Source organism: Erwinia sp. S43 (assembly GCF_016624745.1).
Taxonomy (GTDB): domain Bacteria; phylum Pseudomonadota; class Gammaproteobacteria; order Enterobacterales; family Enterobacteriaceae; genus Erwinia; species Erwinia coffeiphila.
In genome coordinates this window covers 96,160-117,898 of sequence record NZ_JACVTX010000007.1, presented here as the reverse complement: position 1 = coordinate 117,898, position 21,739 = coordinate 96,160, and the positions used below count along the sequence as shown (strand labels likewise).

General features: G+C 58.5%; 20 protein-coding genes. 11 read left to right on the top strand and 9 right to left on the bottom strand.

Annotation, left to right across the window (positions count from 1 at the left end; translation table 11 throughout):
- Positions 1 to 105 precede the first annotated feature (105 nt).
- A complete protein-coding gene (locus IBT47_RS11565) occupies positions 106 to 909 on the top strand; it encodes a Cof-type HAD-IIB family hydrolase (protein WP_200560606.1) in 804 nt (267 codons plus the stop codon).
- A gap of 167 nt (positions 910 to 1,076) precedes the next feature.
- On the opposite strand, the gene IBT47_RS11560 is transcribed toward IBT47_RS11565, so the two are convergent.
- Positions 1,077 to 2,408 carry a VOC family protein gene (locus IBT47_RS11560; protein WP_200560550.1) on the bottom strand — a complete coding sequence of 444 codons (1,332 nt, stop codon included), beginning with the start codon at positions 2,406 to 2,408 and terminating at the stop codon, positions 1,077 to 1,079.
- Between the two features lie 156 nt (positions 2,409 to 2,564).
- On the opposite strand from IBT47_RS11560, the gene IBT47_RS11555 reads away from it, so the two are divergent.
- Together IBT47_RS11555 and IBT47_RS11550 are read left to right on the top strand one after the other, a co-directional pair.
- Entirely contained in the window at positions 2,565 to 2,987 is a 423-nt protein-coding gene (locus IBT47_RS11555; protein ID WP_200560549.1) for an NUDIX hydrolase, read from the top strand.
- A 109-nt stretch (positions 2,988 to 3,096) separates the two neighbouring features.
- On the top strand, positions 3,097 to 3,876 hold the full coding sequence (locus IBT47_RS11550; protein ID WP_200560548.1) for a 2OG-Fe(II) oxygenase: 780 nt from the start codon (positions 3,097 to 3,099) through the stop codon (positions 3,874 to 3,876).
- 22 nt (positions 3,877 to 3,898) lie between these two features.
- Here IBT47_RS11550 and IBT47_RS11545 read toward each other — a convergent pair whose 3' ends face one another.
- From IBT47_RS11545 to treF, 3 genes are all read right to left on the bottom strand, one after another.
- The gene (locus IBT47_RS11545; RefSeq protein ID WP_200560547.1) at positions 3,899 to 4,999 is read right to left on the bottom strand and encodes a DUF2817 domain-containing protein; all 1,101 of its coding nucleotides are present in this window, start codon (positions 4,997 to 4,999) and stop codon (positions 3,899 to 3,901) included.
- Positions 5,000 to 5,002: 3 nt separating this feature from the next.
- Positions 5,003 to 5,782, bottom strand: coding sequence for an ABC transporter substrate-binding protein (locus tag IBT47_RS11540; RefSeq protein ID WP_200560546.1), 780 nt, complete (start codon positions 5,780 to 5,782; stop codon positions 5,003 to 5,005).
- Positions 5,783 to 5,894: 112 nt separating this feature from the next.
- Complete coding sequence (treF, locus tag IBT47_RS11535) at positions 5,895 to 7,565, bottom strand: alpha,alpha-trehalase TreF (RefSeq protein WP_347710560.1); 1,671 nt, start codon at positions 7,563 to 7,565, stop codon at positions 5,895 to 5,897.
- Between the two features lie 426 nt (positions 7,566 to 7,991).
- Here treF and IBT47_RS11530 point away from each other — a divergent pair, with 426 nt between their 5' ends.
- Both IBT47_RS11530 and IBT47_RS11525 read left to right on the top strand, forming a co-directional pair.
- The gene (locus IBT47_RS11530; protein WP_105592153.1) at positions 7,992 to 9,410 is read left to right on the top strand and encodes an MFS transporter; all 1,419 of its coding nucleotides are present in this window, start codon (positions 7,992 to 7,994) and stop codon (positions 9,408 to 9,410) included.
- A gap of 142 nt (positions 9,411 to 9,552) precedes the next feature.
- Positions 9,553 to 10,179: a LysE family translocator gene (locus IBT47_RS11525; RefSeq protein WP_200560544.1), complete on the top strand. Its 627-nt coding sequence runs from the start codon at positions 9,553 to 9,555 to the stop codon at positions 10,177 to 10,179.
- A gap of 48 nt (positions 10,180 to 10,227) precedes the next feature.
- Here the strand turns inward: IBT47_RS11525 and IBT47_RS11520 are convergent, their stop codons facing one another.
- Positions 10,228 to 10,773, bottom strand: a complete 546-nt coding sequence (locus tag IBT47_RS11520) for a 3-isopropylmalate dehydratase (RefSeq protein WP_105592155.1) — start codon at positions 10,771 to 10,773, stop codon at positions 10,228 to 10,230.
- Positions 10,770 to 12,080, bottom strand: a complete 1,311-nt coding sequence (locus IBT47_RS11515; RefSeq protein ID WP_200560543.1) for an aconitase/3-isopropylmalate dehydratase large subunit family protein — start codon at positions 12,078 to 12,080, stop codon at positions 10,770 to 10,772. Before IBT47_RS11515 ends, IBT47_RS11520 begins: the two co-directional genes overlap by 4 nt.
- 138 nt (positions 12,081 to 12,218) lie before the next feature.
- Here IBT47_RS11515 and IBT47_RS11510 point away from each other — a divergent pair, with 138 nt between their 5' ends.
- On the top strand, positions 12,219 to 13,115 hold the full coding sequence (locus IBT47_RS11510; RefSeq protein WP_105592157.1) for a LysR family transcriptional regulator: 897 nt from the start codon (positions 12,219 to 12,221) through the stop codon (positions 13,113 to 13,115).
- Between the two features lie 162 nt (positions 13,116 to 13,277).
- Here the strand turns inward: IBT47_RS11510 and IBT47_RS11505 are convergent, their stop codons facing one another.
- On the bottom strand, positions 13,278 to 14,057 hold the full coding sequence (locus IBT47_RS11505) for an L-threonylcarbamoyladenylate synthase (protein ID WP_105592158.1): 780 nt from the start codon (positions 14,055 to 14,057) through the stop codon (positions 13,278 to 13,280).
- Positions 14,058 to 14,422: 365 nt separating this feature from the next.
- Between IBT47_RS11505 and IBT47_RS11500 the strand changes: the two genes are divergently transcribed.
- The gene (locus tag IBT47_RS11500) at positions 14,423 to 15,760 is read left to right on the top strand and encodes an MFS transporter (RefSeq protein WP_105592159.1); all 1,338 of its coding nucleotides are present in this window, start codon (positions 14,423 to 14,425) and stop codon (positions 15,758 to 15,760) included.
- A 15-nt stretch (positions 15,761 to 15,775) separates the two neighbouring features.
- On the opposite strand, the gene IBT47_RS27240 is transcribed toward IBT47_RS11500, so the two are convergent.
- Positions 15,776 to 15,910, bottom strand: a complete 135-nt coding sequence (locus tag IBT47_RS27240) for a hypothetical protein (RefSeq protein WP_255569898.1) — start codon at positions 15,908 to 15,910, stop codon at positions 15,776 to 15,778.
- A complete protein-coding gene (locus IBT47_RS11495) occupies positions 15,903 to 16,715 on the bottom strand; it encodes an IclR family transcriptional regulator (RefSeq protein ID WP_105592160.1) in 813 nt (270 codons plus the stop codon). Before IBT47_RS11495 ends, IBT47_RS27240 begins: the two co-directional genes overlap by 8 nt.
- Positions 16,716 to 17,052: 337 nt before the next feature.
- Between IBT47_RS11495 and IBT47_RS11490 the strand changes: the two genes are divergently transcribed.
- From IBT47_RS11490 to IBT47_RS11475, 4 genes are read left to right on the top strand one after another with little or no spacing between them, the layout of a single operon-like run.
- Positions 17,053 to 18,579: a sugar ABC transporter ATP-binding protein gene (locus tag IBT47_RS11490; protein ID WP_200560542.1), complete on the top strand. Its 1,527-nt coding sequence runs from the start codon at positions 17,053 to 17,055 to the stop codon at positions 18,577 to 18,579.
- A 40-nt stretch (positions 18,580 to 18,619) separates the two neighbouring features.
- A complete protein-coding gene (locus IBT47_RS11485) occupies positions 18,620 to 19,717 on the top strand; it encodes an ABC transporter permease (RefSeq protein WP_105592162.1) in 1,098 nt (365 codons plus the stop codon).
- Entirely contained in the window at positions 19,714 to 20,814 is a 1,101-nt protein-coding gene (locus tag IBT47_RS11480; RefSeq protein ID WP_200560541.1) for a substrate-binding domain-containing protein, read from the top strand. The genes IBT47_RS11485 and IBT47_RS11480 overlap by 4 nt, the downstream gene beginning before the upstream one ends.
- A 13-nt stretch (positions 20,815 to 20,827) precedes the next feature.
- Positions 20,828 to 21,679 (top strand): SMP-30/gluconolactonase/LRE family protein, encoded by an 852-nt coding sequence (locus IBT47_RS11475; RefSeq protein ID WP_200560540.1) that lies wholly within the window; start codon positions 20,828 to 20,830, stop codon positions 21,677 to 21,679.
- Positions 21,680 to 21,739 lie beyond the last annotated feature (60 nt).

The following is a 21,739-nucleotide window of genomic DNA, read 5'->3' as shown; positions in this document are numbered from 1 at the left end:
AGAAAAGCGGCACAAAGGTGCAAAATTCACCTCTTTTTTTTTGCACCTTTTCCGACGAAAATAGCGGATGTTTTTTCTACTTCAGGGCATGGAACCGTGATTAAAATGATCGCCGTCGATATGGATGGCACCTTTCTTTCAGACCAGAAAACCTATAACAAAGCCCGGTTTTTGGCGCAGTATCAGCAAATCAAACAGCAAAACATCCGTTTTGTGGTGGCCAGCGGCAATCAGTATTACCAGTTGATCAGCTTCTTCCCGGAAATCCGCGATGAGATCACCTTCGTCGCCGAAAACGGTGCCTACATTATCGATCGTGGGCAGACGCTGTTCTGTGGCGATCTCAGTGCCGATCGCGTGCAGCGCGTGCTGACGGTGCTGTCGGCGTTCCCGGACGTTCACGTGGTGCTCTGCGGCCCGCGCAGCGCCTGGATGCTGGGATCTTCGCCGGATGCGCTGGTGACGCTGATGTCAAAACACTACCATCGCCTTGAACTGCGCGAGAGCTTTGACCATCTGAATGAAAGCGTCTTTAAGTTTTCGCTGAATCTGCCGGACGAAAAGATCCCTGAACTGATGGCACACGTCGGCCATGCGCTGGACGGTATCGTCACCCCGGTTTCCAGCGGCTTTGGCTTTGTCGATCTGATTATTCCCGGCGTGCACAAAGCTCACGGACTGGCGCTGTTGCAGCGGCAGTGGGGCATCGCCGATGAAGAAGTGGTTGCCGTCGGCGACAGCGGTAACGATATCGAGATGGTGGCGCATGCGGGCTTCGGTTTTGCGATGGCTAACGCGCAGCCTGCGGTCAAACAGGTTGCGCGCTACCACACCGAGAGCAATAACGACGAGGGCGCGCTTAATGTTATCGAGCGCGTACTGACCGGCAGTGCGCCGTTCGCCAACTGATTCGCTTCTCAGCGCCTGCACAGCCAGGCGCTTGCAGCCACATCGACAGCCCTCATCCCAACGGCCTGAATGACGAGATTTACTGTACTTGGGCGGTAAATCTCAGTTTCCGCGGCCAGGATTACCCTCATCCCTGCACCACGACACCTTGCATGGAGAACATTTTCCTAACTCAGCGCCTCAGTCAGCCGATCGAGCGAGTCCTGCTGTAGCTGCTGATACAGCGCAAACTCATCCTGCACCGCGCAGCCCAGCGCCTGCTCAAATGCCGCCTGGCTGGGATTGCCGCTGCTGACGCTGCTGGTGTCGCTGCCCAGATTGGACTGGAAAATCCCCGCCGCGCTGACCGGCAGAAAGTCCTCGTAGATGATCGGTTCGGCACTCACCGCGCCGCTGGCGATTAGCGCCTCCAGATCCTGCCCCGGCTGTGCCGCAACGCCCGGATTGCGCCGGTAGCGGTAAAAGGCCAGCTGCTGCTGACGCAGTTCGGCATCACTGTCGGGAAACGCGGCAAATACGGCACTGAGGTGCTGCTGGTGGGCGGCGTTATCGCTGAACTTCTGCGCTGAAGCCTCGCGCAGCAGCCGATCGTACAGCTCGCGGCCTTTACGGGTCAGGGCGACGCCACGCTGTTCGATCTCACCAAAGCGGGCGGTGTGGGTGCCCTGCTCGCGGTCGGAAAAACGGATCTCTTCATTCAGCGCCTTAAAGCTGGTCTGCCGCAGCAGGATCGGGCAGCGTCGGCGCGGCGGGCCTTCAATCACCTCTTTCGGGCTGATGCCGTACTCCGGCATCAGCTGCTGCACGCGGTCGATATCCAGCGTGCGCGGCGTCAGGTGGTTGATGTGCGGCCCACGGAAGCAGGCGACATCGGCAATCAGTCGGTGCTGGGCCAGCAGCGCGTTATAGGTTGGCAGATCCACCGCCGCCTGCTGGTGCCAGCGGAAGGTTTCCAGAGCTTCACTGACGAACTCCTCCGCTTCACTTTCGCTGAATCCGCCCTGCTGCTGCCACAAAACCAGCAGCTCGCGCAGGCGCGGCGTATAGATATCGCGGCGGGCCAGCACATCGGCCACCCGCTGGCGCAGGGCCGGATCGTCAATCAGCTCCAGCCGCAGCAGCGAGGTAAAAACGCGGAAGGGATTGATCAGCAACGAGGCTTCACTGACCGGGCGAAAAGCGGTGGAATGGACCGGTACGCCTGCCTCAGAGAGATCGTAATAGCCCACCGCCGACATGCCCATCACCGCAAACAGCTGGCGCATGGTGGCCAGCTCGGCCGCGGTTCCCAGACGAATCGCACCGTGGCGCTCCACGCTCAGGCGATTCAGTTCTTCCGGGGATAACGCGCTGCAATCCCGCGCTGATTCCTGCTGATTCACTTCCCGCACCAGCTGAAGCAGCGTGCCGTACTGCGGCACTTCCGCCTGGTACATGGCCGACATGGCTTTAGAAAAGCGGTCGCGTATCCGATCGGCACTGATAAATCTGTCACTCATTGCAGCTCTCCTGAAAAAGCTCAAATTATCCCACTGGCAGCATAGTCACCCCGCCGCGAGTTGAGTACCGTTTGCATCACAGATTATCAATAATGTGAATCAGCCCGCGACTGCGGCTATTATCATGGCGATCGTTTTATTTCAGGGAGAACAAACATGCCTCAACCCCGCATCGGCGTTGGCGTACTGATTTTTCGCGACGGCAAAATCCTGCTCGGCAGGCGTCTGGGCAACCACGGCGAGGGCTACTGGTCGGCCCCCGGCGGCCATCTGGAATTTGGTGAAACCCCGCAGCAGTGTGCTGCCCGCGAAGTGCTGGAAGAAACCGGACTGATCCTCGGCGACACCGCGCTGGGGCCGTTTACCAATGACGTCTTCCACGCCGAGCAGAAGCATTACGTCACGCTGTTCGTGCTGGCCCACGCGGCCAGCGGCACGCCGCAGCGCTGCGAACCGGAAAAATGCGCGGGCTGGCAGTGGTTCGATCCCGCCGATCTGCCACAGCCGCTGTTTGCGCCGCTGCGTTCGCTGCTGGCACAGGAAGGCAGCCTGGCCGCGCTGGCAAAACCCCCGGTTTAGCGCGGCGCGGCGGCGATCGCAAAAGCGTAAAATACCTGCAAAAACAGATAGTCAGCGGCAGGGTGAAGCCGTAGAGTGAAGTTCACACTCCGCCGCTGACGAGAACCCGATGAACGCACTGACTTCTCTCCTGAATCTGCCCGCTCACCCGATTAATGATGCCGCTTACACCGAACGCTGTCGCCTTCAGCTGGCGGACTCCGGCGCGCTGGTACTGCGCGGTTTTCTGACCCCTGCCGCGCTGGAGATCATCAAAAAAGAGGGAGATGAAAATCAGCATCTGGCCTTCTACGCCAAAAGTCAGCACAACGTTTATCTGCAAAAAACCGATGAAACTCTGCCCGCCGATCATCCGCGCAATCGCCAGGTGGTGTCGTCAAAAGGCTGTATTACCGACGAAGAGATCCCGGCAGATTCGCCTCTGCGTAAGCTGTACGATTCTGCGGAATTCAAAGCCTTCCTCTGCGGCGTGCTGGACGAACAGCAGCTGTATCCCTACGCCGACAGCCTGTCATCGATCAATCTGCACTATGCGCATACCGGCCAGGAGCTGGGCTGGCATTTTGACAACTCGTCATTCGCCATCACCCTGCTGATCCAGAAACCGGAAGCGGGCGGCGTGTTTGAATACGTCAGCCATCTGCGCGATGCGGAGGCCGGAGAGATGAATTTTGACGGCGTGGGTAAGGTGCTGAACGGCGAGCTGGAGGTTCAAAAGCTGGAGATTGAACCAGGGGATCTGGTGCTGTTTCGCGGGCGCAACGCGCTGCACCGGGTGACGCCAACCGAAGGCGATATCACCCGTATGCTGGTGGTGCTGGCCTATAATGCACAGCCGGATATTGCGCTGTCGGAAAGCGCCCGTATGACCTTCTACGGGCGCCTCTAGCATTTAACGGACGCCTTAGACCTTAGCGGGCGGCGAGCAGCGCCGCCCAGCCGCGCTGGAAGATCTGCCGGGTGCGGAACGCCACCAGCGCCTGCCAGTCGGCATCCTGCGGATTGAAGCCCTCAAACAGCTGCCATTTCAGCTGCCGCCCCTGCTCGCTCGCCGGTTCGCCGTACAGATGAAGCCAGTGGTCGTCGCGCACCCGGCGATGCATTTCATCCCCGGCATAGGTCCCGCACTCCACCACCAGCTGGATCAGCTGCGTATCCGGCAGATTATCGAGCAGGAACTGTGACAGATAGCCGGTGGCCGTGGCGGTGACGCCGGTTTCGCTGTCGCGGCCCGCGCCGGTAATCAGCACCGTCAGCCACTCGCCGAAAATCTGCCGCGCCTCGTCCAGCGCCGGGTAAGGCCGCTCGGCGATCGCCAGCAGCATCGGGTGCCCCCAGGCTCCCGCACCGGTATGCAGATCGAAGCTGATAATGCGCTCCGCATGCTGGAGGTGACTGGCGATAATCTGCTTCAGCGTCAGGTGCGACCAGCTGGCGCGGCTGCCGCCGAAGAAGATGCCGTCGGCAAACTGATACTGCCCGGCTTCAACGATCTGCTTCACCCCGCTCCATCCGCGTACGGCACACTGCTCAGCCAGCATGGCATCGGCGGCGGCACGTTCAGGGCCGTTTACGTCACGGCAGGTGTAGATCGCGTGCAGTTCGCGGTAAGTCGCATTTTCCGGCGCTCCGGCGGCGAAGTCGATAAAGTTACGGTTAAGGTCGGCGTTATCTTCATTCACCCGCCGCAGGTGCGCGGTGCCCCACGGATTCAGCAGGTGAACCAGCACCACCGCCACGTCATCCGGCTGCGCCTGGCCCTCCAGCGCGTCCAGCCAGGCGATCTGGCTGTCGGAACCGTAGTAGCCCTCTACGCCGTGCGTACCGGAAATAATCAGCATCACGCGCGGCGCATCGGCGCGGCCCAGCACCGCGACATCGGTTGAAAGCGCTTCACCGGCGGGGCCGGTTAACGGATGGTCGTAACGGGTTACGGTGCCGCCGTTGCGCGCCACCGCTGCCAGAAAACGCGCCCGCTGCGCGGTGAAATCAGGAAGAACTGTCGTAGTCATCACTTATTCCGGGCGCTTGTAGACGTCAAAGCTGAAGTACTTCTTCGCTAACTTATCGTAGGTGCCGTTTTTATGCAGTTCGGCCAGCGCCTGATTAATCTTTTCGACCCGCGCCGTATCGTCCTTGCGCAGGCCGATGCCGATGCCCTCACCGAAGTATTTCTGGTCGTACATCGGCTCACCGGCGATATGATAGCCCGCGCCCTGCGGGGTTTTCAGGAAGCCGGTTTCGGCCGCTGCGGCGTTAATAAAGGTGGCATCCAGGCGGCCCGAGGCCAGATCCGGATAAATTTCCGCTTCGTTCTGATAGCTCACCACCTGCACACCCTGCGTTTCCCAGACGCTTTTAGCGAAGGCTTCCTGGGTGGTGCCCTGCGCCACGCCGACGGTTTTCCCCTTCAGCACCGCCGCATCCGGCAGCAGCTTGCTGGCTTTAGACGTCAGCAGCGCACTCGGCACGTTGTAGATCATATCGGTGAACAGCACCTGCTGGCGGCGCTTGTCGGTCATCGCCATCGCTGAGAGGATTGCATCGAATTTACGCGCCTGCAGAGCCGGAATAATGCCGTCGTACGCGGTCTGCACCCAGACGCATTTCACCTGCATATGCTGGCAAACGGCATTGCCCAGATCGATATCAAACCCCTGTAGCGATCCGTCCGCCGCCTTGCTTTCAAACGGGGTAAAGGTCGGATCGACACCAAAGCGCAGCGTTTCGGCAGCCTGCGAGGAGGCGCTAAAGGCGGCCAGCAGGGCCAGCGCGGTAAGGGTGAGTTTTTTCATGGTAGATCTCCGGATTAATCAGGCGTTTATCCCCAAGTAATACCATGATTAATCGCGGAGAAATAAGGTTATTAGCTTATAAAACAGGAAGAATAATTAGCAGGAGTGATAGCTATCCCTCCGGGTACATCTCCAGCAGGCGGCGGGTGACGCCGTTGGTCCAGCCAAATCCGTCCTGAAGCGGGTATTCCCCCCCGGCTCCCAGCAGCGCGGCATCACCGCTGACGTTGTACTTCTCCACCATTTTATGGTGCTGCTGATAGGTTGATGACACGGTTCTCAGCCAGCGGCTGGCGATTTCATGTGCCAGATTCTCGTCGCCGTAAATGCTGAAGCCCTTCACCGCCATCCACTGTAGCGGTGCCCAGCCGTTGGGGCTGTCCCACTGCTCACCGGTCTGCTCCATGCTGGAGAGCAGGCCGCCCGGTGCCAGCAGATAGTCGCGCACCGCTTTGGCCGTACGGTTGGCCTGATCCAGGCTCGCCATGCCGACGTAAACCGGGGTGACGGCGGCGGCGGAGAACGTTGCCTGCTCGCCGTCGCGCCAGTTGTAATCGCGGTACAGGCCGGTGTCGTTATCCCAAAGATAGTGGTTCACCGCCTCCTGCCGACGGTACGCCAGCTGCTGATAGCGTTCGGCGGTGGCCTCGTCTCCCCTGGCTGCCGACAGTCGGGCAATCGCCATCTCCAGCTTGTAGAGGAACGCGTTCAGGTCGATGGGGATAATGCTGGTGGTCTGAATGCTCGCCAGACGGCCCGGCTCGCTCAGCCAGCGCGAGGTATAGTCCCAGCCCGACGCCGCACCGGCACGCAGGTCGCGATACACTTCGCTGGACGGGCGCGATGAGTCACGTGCGGTTTCCACGTCCTCAATATAAGACTCGTCGCGCGGGGTATCGCGATCGTCCCAGTAGCGGTTCAGCACCGCGCCATCCGGCAGCATCACCACATGGCGATACGCCTGATTCGGCTCCAGATTTTCCTGGCCGTCCATCCAGAAAGCGTACTCGCTTTTCAGATGGCGAAGATAGCGCTGCGCCTCGTTGACGCCGTTCTTTTCGAACAGTTCCACCATCATCGCGAAGACCGGCGGCTGCGAACGGCTGAGATAGTAGGTGCGGTTGCCGTTGGGGATATGGCCGTAGCGATCGATCATCCAGGCAAAGTTGTCCGCCATATTGCGCAGCAGATCGCAGCGCCCGGCGGCGGCAAAGCCCAGCATGCTGAAGTAGGAATCCCAGTAGTAGGTTTCACCAAAGCGCCCGCCGGGAACTACGTAGGGCTTCGGAAGCGGCAGCAGCGAGGAATATTCACAGTGCTGTTTCGGGTGACGGGTTAATACCGGCCACAGCGCGTCGATATGTTCCGCCATGGTTTTTTCCGGGTCGGAAACATAATGACTTTCATTAACCTGCGGCAGGTCGAAATTCTCCAGCACGAAATTATGCAGATTAAAATCATCGCGTTCACGCGCCAGATAATAACGAAACATAATCCGTTCCGGATCTATTTTTGGCGCGCAGTCAGCAAAGGTTTTACTGTCGCTAAAGATGCGCGACGTCTGCACCGCAAAAAACAGTTCCTGATAGCGGTCCGACGGCGTGAGGATATCGGAGACCGGCAGGCCGCGGATGTGCTCCGGCTGCGGCTCCATCACCGCTTCGGGGCCGGCTTCGTAGTCGAGATACCAGTTCTCAAATTCGCCGGGAATGTTAGTCATCGTCTCAGTGTGATTGAAAGTGATAAAAGCCTCCTGCTGCCGGTAATAATAGGCAGAATTCACATGATGAATTTATCGTACTGATAATAAGTATAGTACCGGCGTCTCTTCACGCAACCCGATGTTTCTATTAATCTTAATGACATATTATTTCAAAAAATAAATGAAAAATTAAATATGGTTTTTTTATAAAAAAAAGAAAATATCAGGGAGAATGAATAAACATAAACTGACAAATTCAGCTTCCTGCCGTATTGATTAAAAATAGCCCCCGAATAACAGTCATTTAGTGTGATCCGGCTCACTGTTTTGCCGTATGCGGGTTTCCCAGCTTTTTTCGCGGCAAACTTCAGTGCGAACAGCAGATTAGTACGTTTTTCCCCAGCGCTGACGCGCCCCGCTGGGCGCAGTGAACGGCAGCTGTTATGTTACGTGTTTGTAAATTTTAAGCGGCCGCATTTTTTCACTCAGCGGCCTTACGGAGCCATTATGCAATCTGGCACGCCCGCCACCTCGCCCACTGCACCGATACCACGAACCTGGTGGATCGCCCTGCTGGTGGCCGTCACCTTCTTTATGGAAAACCTGGATGCTACGGTAATCGCGACGGCCATGCCGCAGATGGCACGTGATTTCTCGGTCAGCGCGGTGGATATGAACGTCGGCATAACCGCCTTTCTGCTGGCGGTGGCAGTATTTATTCCGCTGAGCGGGTGGCTGGCCGACCGCTTTGGCGAACGGCGTATTTTTGCCAGCGCCATCGTGCTGTTTACCCTCGCCTCACTGCTCTGCGGCCTGAGTACCTCGCTGCCGATGTTTACCTTCAGCCGCGTGCTGCAGGGGATCGGCGGTGCACTGATGGTGCCGGTGGGCAGGCTGCTGGTGCTGCGGGTGACGGAAAAACAGGATCTGGTGCGAATGATCGCGCTGATCACCTGGCCCGGCCTGATCGCTCCGGTGCTTGGCCCGCCTCTCGGTGGGCTAATCGTCACCGTCGGCCACTGGCCGTGGATTTTCTGGCTGAATATCCCGCTGGGTATTGCAGCACTCATCTGTACCTTCTGGCTGATCCCCAAAGGCGAACGCGGCCAGCCGCGCCCTTTCGATTTAGCAGGCTTTCTGCTGACCGCCATCGCCTGCGCCGCGCTGATCGCCGGGCTGGAGTCGCTGGGCCAGAGTCACCTGCTTGCGGGCACGGCGCTGCTGCTGCTGGGCAGCCTCAGCGCATGGCTGGCGTGGCGACATGCGCGCCGCGCAACAGCCCCGATGCTGCCGCTGGATGCACTCAGCATCAGCTCGTTTCGCAGCACTCTACAGGGCGGCTCGCTGTTTCGTGCCGCTATCAACGCCATTCCGTTCCTGCTGCCGCTGATGTTCCAGGTCAGCTTTGGTCTGTCGGCGATGGAGGCGGGTATTCTGGTGCTGTGGGTGTTTGCCGGTAATCTGGCAATGAAGCCGTTCACCACCGCAGTGATGCGCCGCTGGGGCTTCCGGCAGGTGCTGCTGGTCAACGGCGTCATCAGCACGGCGGCCATCGCCGTCTGCGCCTTTATTACCCCGGCGTTGCCGTACCCGCTGCTGGCGCTGGTGCTGTTTATCGGTGGGCTGTCGCGCTCAATGCAGTTCACCTGCTATAACTCGCTGGGCTTTGCCGACGTGCCGCGCCCGCAGATGAGCGCCGCCTCCACGCTGTTCAGCATGTTCTTCCAGTTCAGCATGAGTGCCGGTATCGCCTTTGCCGCGCTGGCGCTGCGCGCCTCGATGTCTTTACAGACGCACTCGCAGCCGCTGCCGGTAGATTTTTCCTGGGCGTTTATCGCCGTCAGCCTGCTGTCGCTGCTGGCATTACTGGACAATCTGCGACTGAAGGCGGGAACCGGCGAGCACGTTTTACAGCGCCAGCCGTAGCGATAATGGAAAATCTTGCGCATGTGATTTACTTCTCACTGCCGAGAAAATAAACTACCGCTCCTTCGTATTTCAACGAAATCCATTTATCGCTTATCGCTAAAAACCCTCAGGCAGAGGGTTTTCAATGAAAGGACCCTGTATGACGCTCCACCTCTGGTTGGCCTATACCGGCGTGATTGCCGCACTGATTGCCATTCCCGGCCCGTCGGCTTTAATCAGCATGACCCACGGCCTGCGCTTCGGCCGCAAACATGCGCTGGCAACGGTTGTCGGCGGCGTGCTGGCAGCTATGGTTCTGATGACCGCCTCCGCGCTGGGTCTGGGTGCTATTCTGGCCGCCTCCACTACCGCCTTTACCATTCTGAAGGTGGTCGGTGCCGCCTATCTGGTCTGGCTGGGTATTTCCGCATGGCGCGATAACAGTCATGAAACGCCGGTGGCCACCCCAGAAATGGAAGATGCGCCGAGCGCGCTGCGCCTGTTCCGTAAGGGCTTTATGGTCGGCATCAGCAACCCAAAAGATCTGCTGTTCTTCGCCGCGCTGTTCCCGAACTTTATTGATGCCAGCCAGCCGCACGCGTTGCAGTTTGCTACCCTGGCAATCACCTGGGCCGCGCTGGATTTCAGCATTATGTTCAGCTATGCCTGCGCCGGTCGTCGCCTGTCCGGGCTGTTCTCTAACCCGAAACGTCTGCGGATGCTCAACCGCTCAACCGGTAGCCTGTTTGTCTTTGCCGGTGGCGCGCTGGCTATCTCCGCCAGGTAATCCCTCAGGGCCGCCTCACCGCGGCCCTGCTGCTTTGTAGCGGGGAATTTATGCGCTTTTGATTCTACCGCTGGCGCGGGCATAGGCAAATAGCCCACCCGCCGCGACGATGTTCGCCAGCTCGCCCGCCGGATCGATGGCCGCCGTTTCACCGCTGTCCAGCAACGTGACGGTCTGCGCGTCGTTGTCGATTTCCACCCGGTCGCCGGTGCGCAGGCGATCGCACAGCCGCGTGGCCGAAGCCAGCGGCAGCACCTCGCCGGTCGCCACGCAGTTGCGGAAGAAAATGCGGGCATAGGACTGCGCCAGTACTGCCTGCACGCCCGCCGCGCCCAGCGCAATCACCGCATGCTCACGTGAAGATCCGCAGCCAAAGTTTTTGCCGGCAACGATAATCGGATGCGCCGTCCGCTGGCCGGAGGCATCCAGAAACGGCAGCGCCCCTTCCGGCAGACCACACATCGCCAGCCCCGCCAACTGCGCGTAGCCCTCCGGGGTCGAGGGATTCACCTTCAGGTATTCGGCGGTCAGGATCTGGTCAGTATCAATGTTGTCGCCCAGTACGTAGACCGTTCCGCTGATGATATTTTTCATGATGGCGTTCCTAACAGCTCAACAGGATTGGTTATGGTGCCGCGCACCGCAGCGGCGGCTACCGCATAAGGGGAGGCCAGATAGATGTTGGCGCGCTTGTGCCCCATACGGCCCACGAAGTTACGGTTGGTGGTGGAGATCACCGAAATCGGCTGATTAATCCGGCCGAAGGTATCGGCGGGCCCGCCGCAGCAGGCCGCACAGCCGGGCTCGGATGAAAGATTCACCCCCGCAGCGGTCAGGATTTCATAGATTGACTGGTTCGCAATGCGGGTGACGATCAACTGATGAAACACCTCTTTGGTGGCCGGAACGGCAAAGGTCGGGATCGCCACTTTGCGGCCCTGCAATACCCGAGCGGCGGCAACAAAATCCGCCAGCTTGCCGCCGGTGCAGGAGCCAATATAGGCCTGTGAGATTTCCACCTGCTGCAAAGTATCGATCGATACCACATTGTCCGGTGAGTGGGGTTTAGCCACCAGCGGCTGCATAGTGCTGACATCAATGTCGACAACGCGGCTGTAAACCGCATCGGCATCGGCCTCCACCACATTAAAAGGCACCGTGGTGCGCGCCGCCAGGTAGTCGAGGGTGGCCTGATTCGGCACCATAATGCCGTTCTTAGCCCCGCACTCCACCACCATATTGCACATGGTCATGCGCTCTTCTATCGGCATTGCGTCAATCACCGGACCGGCAAACTCAATCGCCTCGTAGGTGGCCCCATCCACCGTCAGTTCACGCAGCAGGGCGAGAATCAGGTCTTTCGCCTGCACCTGCTGTGGCTGCTCACCGTGATAGTTCACCCGAATGGTGGTCGGCACCTTCAGCGGGATCTCACCGGTACCCAGCGCATAGGCCGCATCGGTGATCCCCAGTCCGATCGCGAAGCAGCCAAACGCACCGGCCGTAACCGTATGGGAATCGGTGCCCAGCAGCACTTCCCCCGGGCGCGTATGGCCCCCCTCAGCCAGACCAATATGGCAGACGCCCTTATAGGCGGGTGTGCCCACATCATAGAAATACTTCACGCCCTGCTCGCGGGCAAATTCACGCATCACGCGAATATTCTGATTCGCCTGCAGATCGGCAGAATAAACAAAGTGGTCAGGAATAAGAATAAAACGTTCCGGGTTCCATATTTTCGCCTGTTCGCCAAATTCTTTTTTAAATACGCTGGCCACACCCGGCATACAGGGATCGTGCGACATTAATACATCCACCTTCGCCCAAACTATTTCTCCAGGCGTCACGCTTTCGCACCCGCTTGCTCGGGCGAGTATTTTCTGGTTGATTGTCTGACCCATGTTAATTATCTCTCTGCGCTATTATTTTCCGACTGCTTACATTTGTTTGTAATTACCCTATCTCTTTTCTGTGCGTCGGAAACGTGAAATATGCTAGTATTCTTTATTGTTTCTCCTTAAGAACAATCCGGGATAATAATGAGCGATTTTGAAAACCTGCACGGAATGATTATTTTTGCCAAAGTGGTGGAAACGCTGAGCTACACCGAAGCGGCAAAGGTGCTCGGGCTGGCAAAATCCTCGGTCAGCAAGGAAATTTCGGCGCTGGAAGTGCGTCTGGGGGCGAAGCTGCTAACCCGCACAACACGGCGGATTCAGGTGACGGAAGTCGGCATGACCTATTATCACTACTGCTACCGTATCCTGCACGAGGTGAAAAGCGCCGACCTGTTTATCCGCCAGTTCCACGAAGAGCCCACCGGCAGCCTGCGCGTGGTGGCCCCGGTCACCTTTGGCTGCCAGTGCATCGTGCCGGTACTGAATCGCTTTGTCGCCAGCAATATCCACGTCAGCGTCGATCTTGACCTCACCGACCGCCCGGTCAGCCTTGAGGACGATAATTTCGATCTGGCGGTGGTGATTAAGCGTGAGCTTCCCGGCCACCGAAACTATCGCCCGTTGATGGACATTACCTGGGGGATTTACGCCGCGCCGGATTACCTGCGGCAACACGCTGAGATTACCAGCCCGGACGATCTCACCCGCCATGACTTTATTCTTTTTCGCGGCCCGGCCCACACGATCTCGCTGCCTTTCAGAAAAGAAAAACAGAAAAAAGATATTGAAGTCCGCAGCAGATTTCGTGCCAACAACAGTATTGCGCTGGTGAATTCAGCTATAGCCCAGACCGGCATCGCGTATTTACCCAGCTATATTGCCCAGGAAGCCGTCGATGAGGGTAAATTAGTTCAGGTACTGCCGGACTGGGAAATGGATATTTATAAATCCTACGTTTTGATGAAAACGGACAGCTATATTTCCCCGCGCGTGAGGTTATTTGTTGAGGCACTGCAAAAAGCGCTGAGTGGTAATTAACATTTCGGATTCAGGCCGGGAAATGGCAGTAATTTACGAGCCGGATTCACGCCGGGAGATGACAATAAAAAACGCCCGCATTAGCGGGCGCTGATTGATTTTCGCGTTATTCGCGCCTGAAGATAACAGCATCTGCCATCGTCTCAGGCGCAGAAGCGATAATCAGTAGTAGTTACCGTGACGGTAATCCCAGGTGGTGAAGATGTCAGACAGCATTGACATGATCTTATCCACATCCAGACCTTTACGGATCAGTACCGGGCATGGCGTGATGTTGCGCTCGCCTTTCTGCTCTGGCACCAGCTTACCGTTTTCGTCCACCATCGCGACCATCACACCCTGCTCGTAACGCGTCTTTTCAGATTCGTTAGGCTGGATAGATTTCACGTAGTCGTTTGCCGCAATGATCAGGTCAGCGTGCTGTTCGATACGCTCGCCGATACCTTCTACCAGGCCACGGTTACCTTTACCTGACGGGTTAGCCGAGCTGGCGAAGGAGAACTTGCCGTGGTTTTCCCACAGTTCTTTTGCCAGGTTCTCACCAGGCACACCGAACTTGATGACGAAGCAGCTGGTCTGGCGGCGGTCCATCATCAGGTCTTTAGAACCGTCTTCCGGAATGCGCGCTACGGCTTCTTCTTTCCACGGCAGGATGCAGCCCAGCAGAACGTCTTTGTCCCAGTGCTGCTGATACAGCTCTTCGATTTCCGGGTTCAGCTGAGCCAGCTCTTTCAGCTGCTCCAGCGAGCCGCACAGCACCACGCCTGGCTTGTTACGGTTACGCTGCTTGGCGTCGAACTTACGCTCCAGGCCTTTCGCATCAGAGGTCATGATGATGTAGCCCACTTTGGTAGGACAAACGATCATGCCACCGTCAGCAGACAGGATTTCAACGGCTTCCGGCTGTAAGCCACCATTCCAGTTAACAACTTTATTGCTCATCATGACACCTTCGGATTCGGTTTAAATTAGGAGGGTAATCACCCGTTGAAACCATCCTGCCACAACCAGTTTTTCCTGCAACAATAAACGCACAATCCCGCCTATTGTTTCCAACAGGAAACAATCGTTGCACAATGGAAAGGGTGAAACCGACGATTTGGCGAAAAAAATATTCCACCGATAAACCTGAAGGTGGTATTTCCCTGATTAACTCATTAAAAAGAAGATGGTTTATTCATTTCATTTTCCTCTTCGCAATATTGAGCTGGCTCGCAGTTTGTTAAATTAACCGTCTCTCCCACCGTTGGCGCATTTACAGCCATTAAGCTTAACGAGTCAGGTGAATCACTCGCCGGGGGAAAATCATGGACACACATCACGCTCAAAGTCGCACACACGTTTATCGCAAAAACATGCGCTATCTGCTGCCGCTGCTGGTGGTCTGCTATCTGTTTGCCTTTATCGACCGAACGATCGTAGGTTTTGCCTGGCTGGAGATGGAGGCCGATGTGGGTCTGAGTGCCGCCGCGTTTGGCCTAGGCGCCGGGCTGTTTTTTATCTCTTATGCCTTCTGCGAAGTACCCAGCAATCTGCTGATGCTGAAATTCGGGCCGAAGATCTGGTTTTCCCGCATTCTGGTCACCTGGGGCATCATTACCATTCTGATGGCCTTTGTGCAGGGTCCATGGTCATTTTACGCGCTGCGCTTTTTACTGGGCGTGGCCGAAGCCGGGTTCTATCCGGGCATTATCTACTTCATCACGAAATGGTTCCCGCCTTCGCGCTGCGGTCAGGTCATCGGCATTTTCTTCCTCGCCAATCCGCTGGCGCTGGTGATCGGCAGCCCGCTCTCCGGCCTGATTATGCAGATGGACGGCCTGTATCAACTGGCGGGCTGGCAGTGGCTGTTTATTCTGATGGGCCTGCCGCCGGTGCTGCTGTCGCTGATTGTCCTGCGCTCGCTGCCGAATACGCCGCAGCAGGCGCACTGGCTGAACGACCAGGAGCGCAGCCAGATCGCCAGCGATATTCAGCAGGAGCAGCAGCAAAACGGCGTCACCGATGCGCCCGGTCAGCATCAGCACCCGCTGCGGGTGATGAAGGATCGCCGCATCATGATGCTGATTGCCTTCCTGATGTGCTATCCGATTGTCGGCTACGGCCTGATGCTGTGGCTGCCGAGCATTATCAATAAGTTCAGTACCTCAGTGATGATGACCGGGCTGCTCTCCGCCCTGCCTTGGCTGGCGGCGGCCGTGGCGGTGATCGTGGTGCCGCGATCGGCAGCCAGGCACAACACACCGTTTTTACATATTGGGGTGACGCTGGCGCTTAGCGTGGCCGGGCTAATCCTCAGCGTGGTATTTAACGATCCGCTGTGGCGCATGCTGGCACTGTGCCTCGCCGCCTTTGGTATTTTCGCTGGTCAGCCGATTTTCTGGAGCTTCCCGGCGAGGCTGCTGAAAGGTACCGATGCGGCGGTCGGCATCGCGTGGATTAACGCCTTCGGCATTGTAGGTGGCTTTATCGGCCCGTACGGGTTTGGCGTGGTGGCACAGCTAACCGGCAGCAATGAAAACGGGCTGGTATGGTTTATTGGCTGGGGTATTTACGGCCTGCTGATGCTCTACCCGCTGCGGCGGATGATGCGCCGCCAGCGCGGGATGAGCGGGGAAGCGGCAGCGGTTCCGCATCATCCGTAACTCCGCACGTCACGATTACGCGCAGGACGGCGGCAGAAGCCGGGTCGGTTGAACAAACGGCAGAATCGGCAGGGCCATCGCCCCTTTTGCTGCCTTCTCAACCTCAACAACCGGCGAACATGGCGATCCGGCCATGCCGGGATCAGCCATTAAACCCCAGCTCGGCGGAGATGGCTCTGGCGGTGGCCACCACCGGTGCCATCAGCTTTTTCACCCCAACCTGCTGTAGCTTGGCGGTCGGCAACGACACCGAAACGGCAAACGGCACCCGCTGCTGAATATCAAACACCGGTGCCGCCAGGCAGGACACGCCCAGCTCGTTCTCTTCCCTGTCCATCGCGGTTTGCTGCTGGCGAATCACCTTCAGCTCGTCCAGCATCTCCGGCAGCGTGGTGATGGTATTTTTTGTCAGCTGCTGGATTGTGTCCTGATGCGTTTCCCAGTAGTGCGCCGGATACTCTTCACTGCCCCAGGCCATAAAGATTTTACCCATCGCCGAGCAGTACAGCGGCATATGCTGGCCGATATACGCTCGGGTTCGCAGCATACCGGTCGTCGGCTCCAGCTTGTAAATCAGAATCACATGATCGTCTTCACGGCTGGAGAAATTTACCGTTTCACCCACTTCCAGATTGAGTTTTTCCAGATGCGGGGCCGCAACGTGAATGATGTTCAGCGACGACAGCGCCTTCTGCCCCACCGAAATAAACTTAGTAGTCAGTCGGTAGCTGCCGGGCGACGGCGCCTGGGTGACATAGCCGCTGCTGTGCAGCCCCTGCAACAGCCGGTGAACGGTACTCTTATTCATCCCGGACAGTTCTGACAGATTCGCCAGCGGGCAACCGTTGGGGTAATTACTCAATATCTCAATCAGCTGCAGGCCACGAAACAGACTCTGGGTGCCAGCCGGCTGATCCTTTTTATCGTCCTTTGCGGTATCCGCCTTTACGCTCATTCACGCTTCCTCTTAATGTCCCGCACACCCTTTACGGGGCTTTGTCTGATGGTAACTCATGCCTCTGCGGCTGTGAATATGGAACGACGTTTCAACACTGACAATGCTCCATATTAGACGGTTAAAAGCGCAAAAGCGAAGTGAGCGATTCATCACAGTTCTATAACATTAAAAATAACCATCTGATTTATATAAATAAATAAAACTTCCTCACCTTTGCTTTCCGCCCTCAGTAAGAATACTATTTTTGAAACTTGATTTCGCATGTTGGAACAAGCGGTGTTTTTATTAAGCTGTCGCCGCCGCTGATACTTGTCTGTTGTTGCAGGAGACTGTTATGCAGAATACACCCGGGGCAGCGGTTCTGACGCTGAGCCATATCACTAAACGCTTTGGCGGCAACATCGCCGTCAACGACGTCAGCCTGGAGGTTCATCCCGGTGAAGTCCTGGCGCTGCTGGGCGAAAACGGTGCCGGAAAATCCACGCTGATCAAAGTCCTCGCCGGGGTTTACCCACGCGACGGCGGCGATATCCGCTTCCACGACGACACCATTACCTCCGCCGCCGCGCTGAAAACCGCCCAGCGCCAGCCCATCGCCTTTATTCATCAGGACCTCGGACTGATCGAGTGGATGACGGTGGCCGAAAATATGGCGCTGGTGATGGGCTTTACCCGTCGGCTGGGGCTGATTGACTGGCGAGCGGTGCGCGAGCGCTCCCGCCAGGCGCTGGAAGAGGTCGGTATCGCCCTCGACCCGGACTCACGCGTGTTCGAACTGTCGCGCACCGAAAAGTCTCTACTGGCTATCGCCCGTGCGGTGGCCGTCAATGCCGAAGTGCTGGTGCTGGATGAGCCCACCGCTTCGCTGCCTGCCAACGACGTCCGCCATCTGTTCAGCGTCATCGAACGCCTGAAAAGTAAAAAAGTGGGGATGATTTACGTCACCCACCGCCTGGACGAAGTGATCGAAATTGCCGACCGCGTCTGCGTAATGCGCGACGGGAAACGCGTAGCGGGCGGCTTCACCCGCGACTACAGCCTGCGCAACCTGGTGGAAATGATCGTCGGCGAAGCGGTAGAGGGCAACCAGCGCGAGCCGCTGCCGGAAAAAGCCGATCCGGTTCTGGCCTTCGACAGCGTCTGCATTGATGAAGTGGGCCCCGTATCCTTCAACCTGCAGCCCGGCGAGATGCTGGCGCTGGCCGGGCTGCGCGGTGCCGGGCAGGAAGAGATTGGCCGCCTGCTGTTCGGCCTGCGTCAGCGTACCGGCGGCAGCATTACCTTCCGCAAGCAACACTATCAGGCCAGCTCGCCGCAGCAGGCGATGGCGGCGGGCGTGTCGCTGGTGGCCGGGGATCGCACCGGCGAAAGCCTGGTGATGTCGATGAGCGTGCGTGAAAACCTGTTTATCAACCCCTGCGCCAGCGGTCACCGCCTGCTGTCGCACTACGGACGCCGCGCCGAGCTGGGGGCCAGCTGGTGGAAAATGCAGCTGTTTGACGTCCGCCCGAAGGACGTCAGCCTGGATATCAGCGCCCTCTCCGGCGGCAACCAGCAAAAGGTGGTGATGGCGCGCTGGATGCACCTCAATGCGCCGCTGCTGATCCTGGAAGATCCGACTGCGGGCGTCGACGTGGGCGCACGTGAAGAGATCTATCACCTGCTGAACAAAGCGCTGGCAGAAGGCGTGGCTGTGCTGGTGATCTCCAGCGACTTCGAGGAGATCGCCCATATCTGCAACCGGGCGCTGGTCTTCAACCGCGGGCAGATCGTCGGCGAGTTGAAAAACGATCGCGTCAGCTTTGCCAACCTACTTGAGCTGGCCTCCGCCAGCAGCGAATCCACCGTCGCCACCGTGTGAAATTTAACGCCACCCCGCAGGCGGTGGCAGGAGAAGATCTATGTCTAAAACGTCCGTCAAATCGACCGCGCTGGAGCAGCGGGTCAGTCTCAGCCAGCACGGTGCAGGCCCGTGGTCGATGCAAATCGTCACCCGCTACGGCCTGCTGCTGCTGTGCGTGCTGCTGGTGGCGATGTTCTCGGCGCTGTCGCCGTCGTTCGCCAGTATGCTGACCCTCCAGGCGATCCTCTCCAGCAAGGCCAAGATCGCCCTGCTGGCGCTGGCCGCAACGATCCCGATGATCGTCGGTAAAATCGATCTTAACGTCGGTTTCGGTATCGTCCTCTGGCACATCCTCGCCATTACGTTACAGGTGCAGTACGGCTTCTCCTGGCAGATGGCGGTACTGACCGTGCTGGCCATCTCCGCGCTGTACGGCCTGCTGAACGGCATTCTGGTGGCGCTGGCGGATATCGACAGCTTTGTCGCCACGCTGGGTTCCGGCACCGTGCTATACGCCATCGCGCTGTGGCACTCCGGCGGCCGTCAGATCGTCGGCGATCTGCCCGACGCCTTCACTGCCCTGCACTACACCGAAATTTTCGGCATCCCGATTGGCGCGTTCTACGTGCTGGCAGTGGCCATTGTCCTGTGGCTGATCACCGAACATACCCCGCTTGGCCGCTGCATGTACGCGGTGGGCGGTAACCCGGCGGCGGCGCGGCTGAACGGTATTGCGGTCAATAAATTCACTATCGGCGCGTTTATCGCCTCTAGCGTGCTGACCGGCTTCAGCGGCGTATTGATCGCCGCCGAACAGGGCGTCGGCCAGGCCAGCGTGGGGATGGACTACCTGCTGCCCGCGCTGGTCGGGGCGTTCCTCGGCAGTACCACTATTCGCCCGGGACGGGTCAACGTCTGGGGTACGGTGGTCGGGATTGCCATTCTGGCGATCGGTATCGCCGGTATTCAGCAGTTTGGCGGTGAGTTCTGGGTTGAACCGCTGTTCAACGGTGCCACCCTGCTGCTCTCCATTAGTCTTGCCGGCTACGCCCAGCGCCGCCGGATGTTAAACCAGAAAGCCGTCGTTCGCAGCCAGAGCGCCCCGGCAACGCCTCCTGACAATAACCAAAACGCCACTACAGGAAGTCAGCTATGAAAATTCACGTTCTTGCCTTAACCCTCAGTACTCTGCTGGCCGCCGCCCTACCGGCACACGCAGACAGTTATCTCGACCAGGCCACAGCGGCAGTGACTAAAGCCACCGCCAGCGTGACCGAATGGGACGGACCGACCACCGGCCCTAAGCTACAGGCGAATAAAAAGGTGATTTTCATCGCCTCCGATATGAAAAACGGCGGCGTGCAGGGCGTGCAGCAGGGGCTGAGCGAAGCCGCGAAGGCGGCAGGCTGGAAGCTCGATACCCTGGACGGCGGCGGCTCGGTAAAAGATCAGCTAGCCGCGCTGAATCAGGCGATTGCCCAGCGCCCGGACGGCATCGTGATCGGCGGCTGGAACCCGAACGTGGCGAAGGTGCTGCTGAAGAAGGCCGCGCAGCAAAAAATCGTGCTGATGGCCTGGCACGCGGTGCCGCAGCCGGGGCCGATTCCGCAGTACGGCGTCACCACCAACATCACCTCGGACTCAACCGAGGTGGCGCGTCTGACCGCGCAGTATGCGGTAGTGCATTCCGGCGGCAAGGCCAGCGTGCTGATCTTCACCGATTCGCTGTATCAAATCGCGCTGGATAAAGCCAACACCATGAAGCAGGAGATCGAGAAGTGCAGCGGCTGTAAGGTCGTGGAGTTTATCGATACGCCGCTGGCCGACACCGCCAACCGCATGCCGTCAATGACCTTCAGCCTGCTGCAAAAATATGGCGATAAGTTCCAGTACGCGCTGGCGATTAACGATCTCTACTTCGACTTTATGGCCCCGGCGCTGAAAACCGCCGGTAAAGGCGGCAGCAACGCACCGTTTAACGTCTCCGCCGGTGACGGATCGGTTTCCGCCTTCCAGCGCATTCGCAGCGGTGACAGCCAGATCGGCACCGTCGCCGAGCCGCTGAAGCTGCACGGCTGGCAGCTGCTGGACGAATTTAACCGCGCCTTTGCCGGGCAGCCGCCGTCAGGCTACGTCACCCCCGCGCACCTGATCACCAAAGAGAATATCGGCAGCGACGGCGGTCCGCAGAACCATTACGACCCGCAGAACGACTATCAGGGCCACTACAAAACCATCTGGGGCGTGAAGTAACGGAGGCAGAACAATGGCAATCACCGACGATCTGGTTATTGAGACGCTTTGCTCCCCGGCGATCTGGGCGGAAGGGCCGGTATGGCTGCCGCAGCAGGATGCGGTGGTGTTCAGCGACGTTAAGGGCAACCGCATGTTTCGCTGGCAGCGCAACGGCGAGCTGGAGGTATGGCGTTCACCTTCCAACTTCGCCAATGGCAACGCACGCGATGCCGAGGGGCGGGTGATCAGCTGCGAGCACGGCCGACGCGGCATCAGCCGTACCGAGCACGACGGCAGCGTCACTATGCTGGTGGAGAAGGTGGACGGCAGGCGCTTTAACTCGCCTAACGACGTGGTGGTGCGCTCGGACGGCACCATCTGGTTTACCGATCCGCCGTACGGCATCACCAGCGATGACGAAGGCTATCACGCCCACAGTCAGGTGATCGGCTGCTATCTCTACTGCTTCGATCCGGTCAGCGGCAAACTGACCATCGCCGCCAGCGATTTGCAGCGTCCTAACGGGCTGGCTTTCTCGCCCGACGAAAGCCTGATGTACGTGGCGGATATGTCGGTGATTGATTTCCCCACCCTGGGCCGCCGCGAGCTGCGGGTGTACCAGGTGGAGGGGGACCGGCTGAGCCACGGCAGGTGGTTTACCGAGGTCGCACCGGGGATCCCGGACGGCTTCTGCGTTGACCGCCGGGGCAACGTCTGGTGCAGCTGTGCCGACGGGGTGATCGCCTTCGACAGCAGCGGTAACCGCATCGGCAAGATCCCGCTGCCGGAATGCGTGTCTAACTGCACGTTCGGCGGCCCGGACGGCGACGAGCTGTATATCACCGCCACCCGTTCGCTGTACCGGGTGCGAATCAGGCTGTAAGGGGGAAACGGTGGCGCTTACCGAATCACTGGCTGTACCGGCCGCGCCGCAGACCTCAGT

What these genes read in the sequence shown, in the direction of transcription:
- IBT47_RS11565 (WP_200560606.1), top strand. Translation starts at nt 106, where the DNA reads ATGATCGCCGTCGATATGGATGGCACCTTTCTTTCAGACCAGAAAACC.
- IBT47_RS11560 (WP_200560550.1), bottom strand. Translation starts at nt 2,408, where the DNA reads ATGAGTGACAGATTTATCAGTGCCGATCGGATACGCGACCGCTTTTCT.
- IBT47_RS11555 (WP_200560549.1), top strand. Translation starts at nt 2,565, where the DNA reads ATGCCTCAACCCCGCATCGGCGTTGGCGTACTGATTTTTCGCGACGGC.
- IBT47_RS11550 (WP_200560548.1), top strand. Translation starts at nt 3,097, where the DNA reads ATGAACGCACTGACTTCTCTCCTGAATCTGCCCGCTCACCCGATTAAT.
- IBT47_RS11545 (WP_200560547.1), bottom strand. Translation starts at nt 4,999, where the DNA reads ATGACTACGACAGTTCTTCCTGATTTCACCGCGCAGCGGGCGCGTTTT.
- IBT47_RS11540 (WP_200560546.1), bottom strand. Translation starts at nt 5,782, where the DNA reads ATGAAAAAACTCACCCTTACCGCGCTGGCCCTGCTGGCCGCCTTTAGC.
- IBT47_RS11530 (WP_105592153.1), top strand. Translation starts at nt 7,992, where the DNA reads ATGCAATCTGGCACGCCCGCCACCTCGCCCACTGCACCGATACCACGA.
- IBT47_RS11525 (WP_200560544.1), top strand. Translation starts at nt 9,553, where the DNA reads ATGACGCTCCACCTCTGGTTGGCCTATACCGGCGTGATTGCCGCACTG.
- IBT47_RS11520 (WP_105592155.1), bottom strand. Translation starts at nt 10,773, where the DNA reads ATGAAAAATATCATCAGCGGAACGGTCTACGTACTGGGCGACAACATT.
- IBT47_RS11515 (WP_200560543.1), bottom strand. Translation starts at nt 12,080, where the DNA reads ATGGGTCAGACAATCAACCAGAAAATACTCGCCCGAGCAAGCGGGTGC.
- IBT47_RS11510 (WP_105592157.1), top strand. Translation starts at nt 12,219, where the DNA reads ATGAGCGATTTTGAAAACCTGCACGGAATGATTATTTTTGCCAAAGTG.
- IBT47_RS11505 (WP_105592158.1), bottom strand. Translation starts at nt 14,057, where the DNA reads ATGAGCAATAAAGTTGTTAACTGGAATGGTGGCTTACAGCCGGAAGCC.
- IBT47_RS11500 (WP_105592159.1), top strand. Translation starts at nt 14,423, where the DNA reads ATGGACACACATCACGCTCAAAGTCGCACACACGTTTATCGCAAAAAC.
- IBT47_RS27240 (WP_255569898.1), bottom strand. Translation starts at nt 15,910, where the DNA reads ATGGCTGATCCCGGCATGGCCGGATCGCCATGTTCGCCGGTTGTTGAG.
- IBT47_RS11495 (WP_105592160.1), bottom strand. Translation starts at nt 16,715, where the DNA reads ATGAGCGTAAAGGCGGATACCGCAAAGGACGATAAAAAGGATCAGCCG.
- IBT47_RS11490 (WP_200560542.1), top strand. Translation starts at nt 17,053, where the DNA reads ATGCAGAATACACCCGGGGCAGCGGTTCTGACGCTGAGCCATATCACT.
- IBT47_RS11485 (WP_105592162.1), top strand. Translation starts at nt 18,620, where the DNA reads ATGTCTAAAACGTCCGTCAAATCGACCGCGCTGGAGCAGCGGGTCAGT.
- IBT47_RS11480 (WP_200560541.1), top strand. Translation starts at nt 19,714, where the DNA reads ATGAAAATTCACGTTCTTGCCTTAACCCTCAGTACTCTGCTGGCCGCC.
- IBT47_RS11475 (WP_200560540.1), top strand. Translation starts at nt 20,828, where the DNA reads ATGGCAATCACCGACGATCTGGTTATTGAGACGCTTTGCTCCCCGGCG.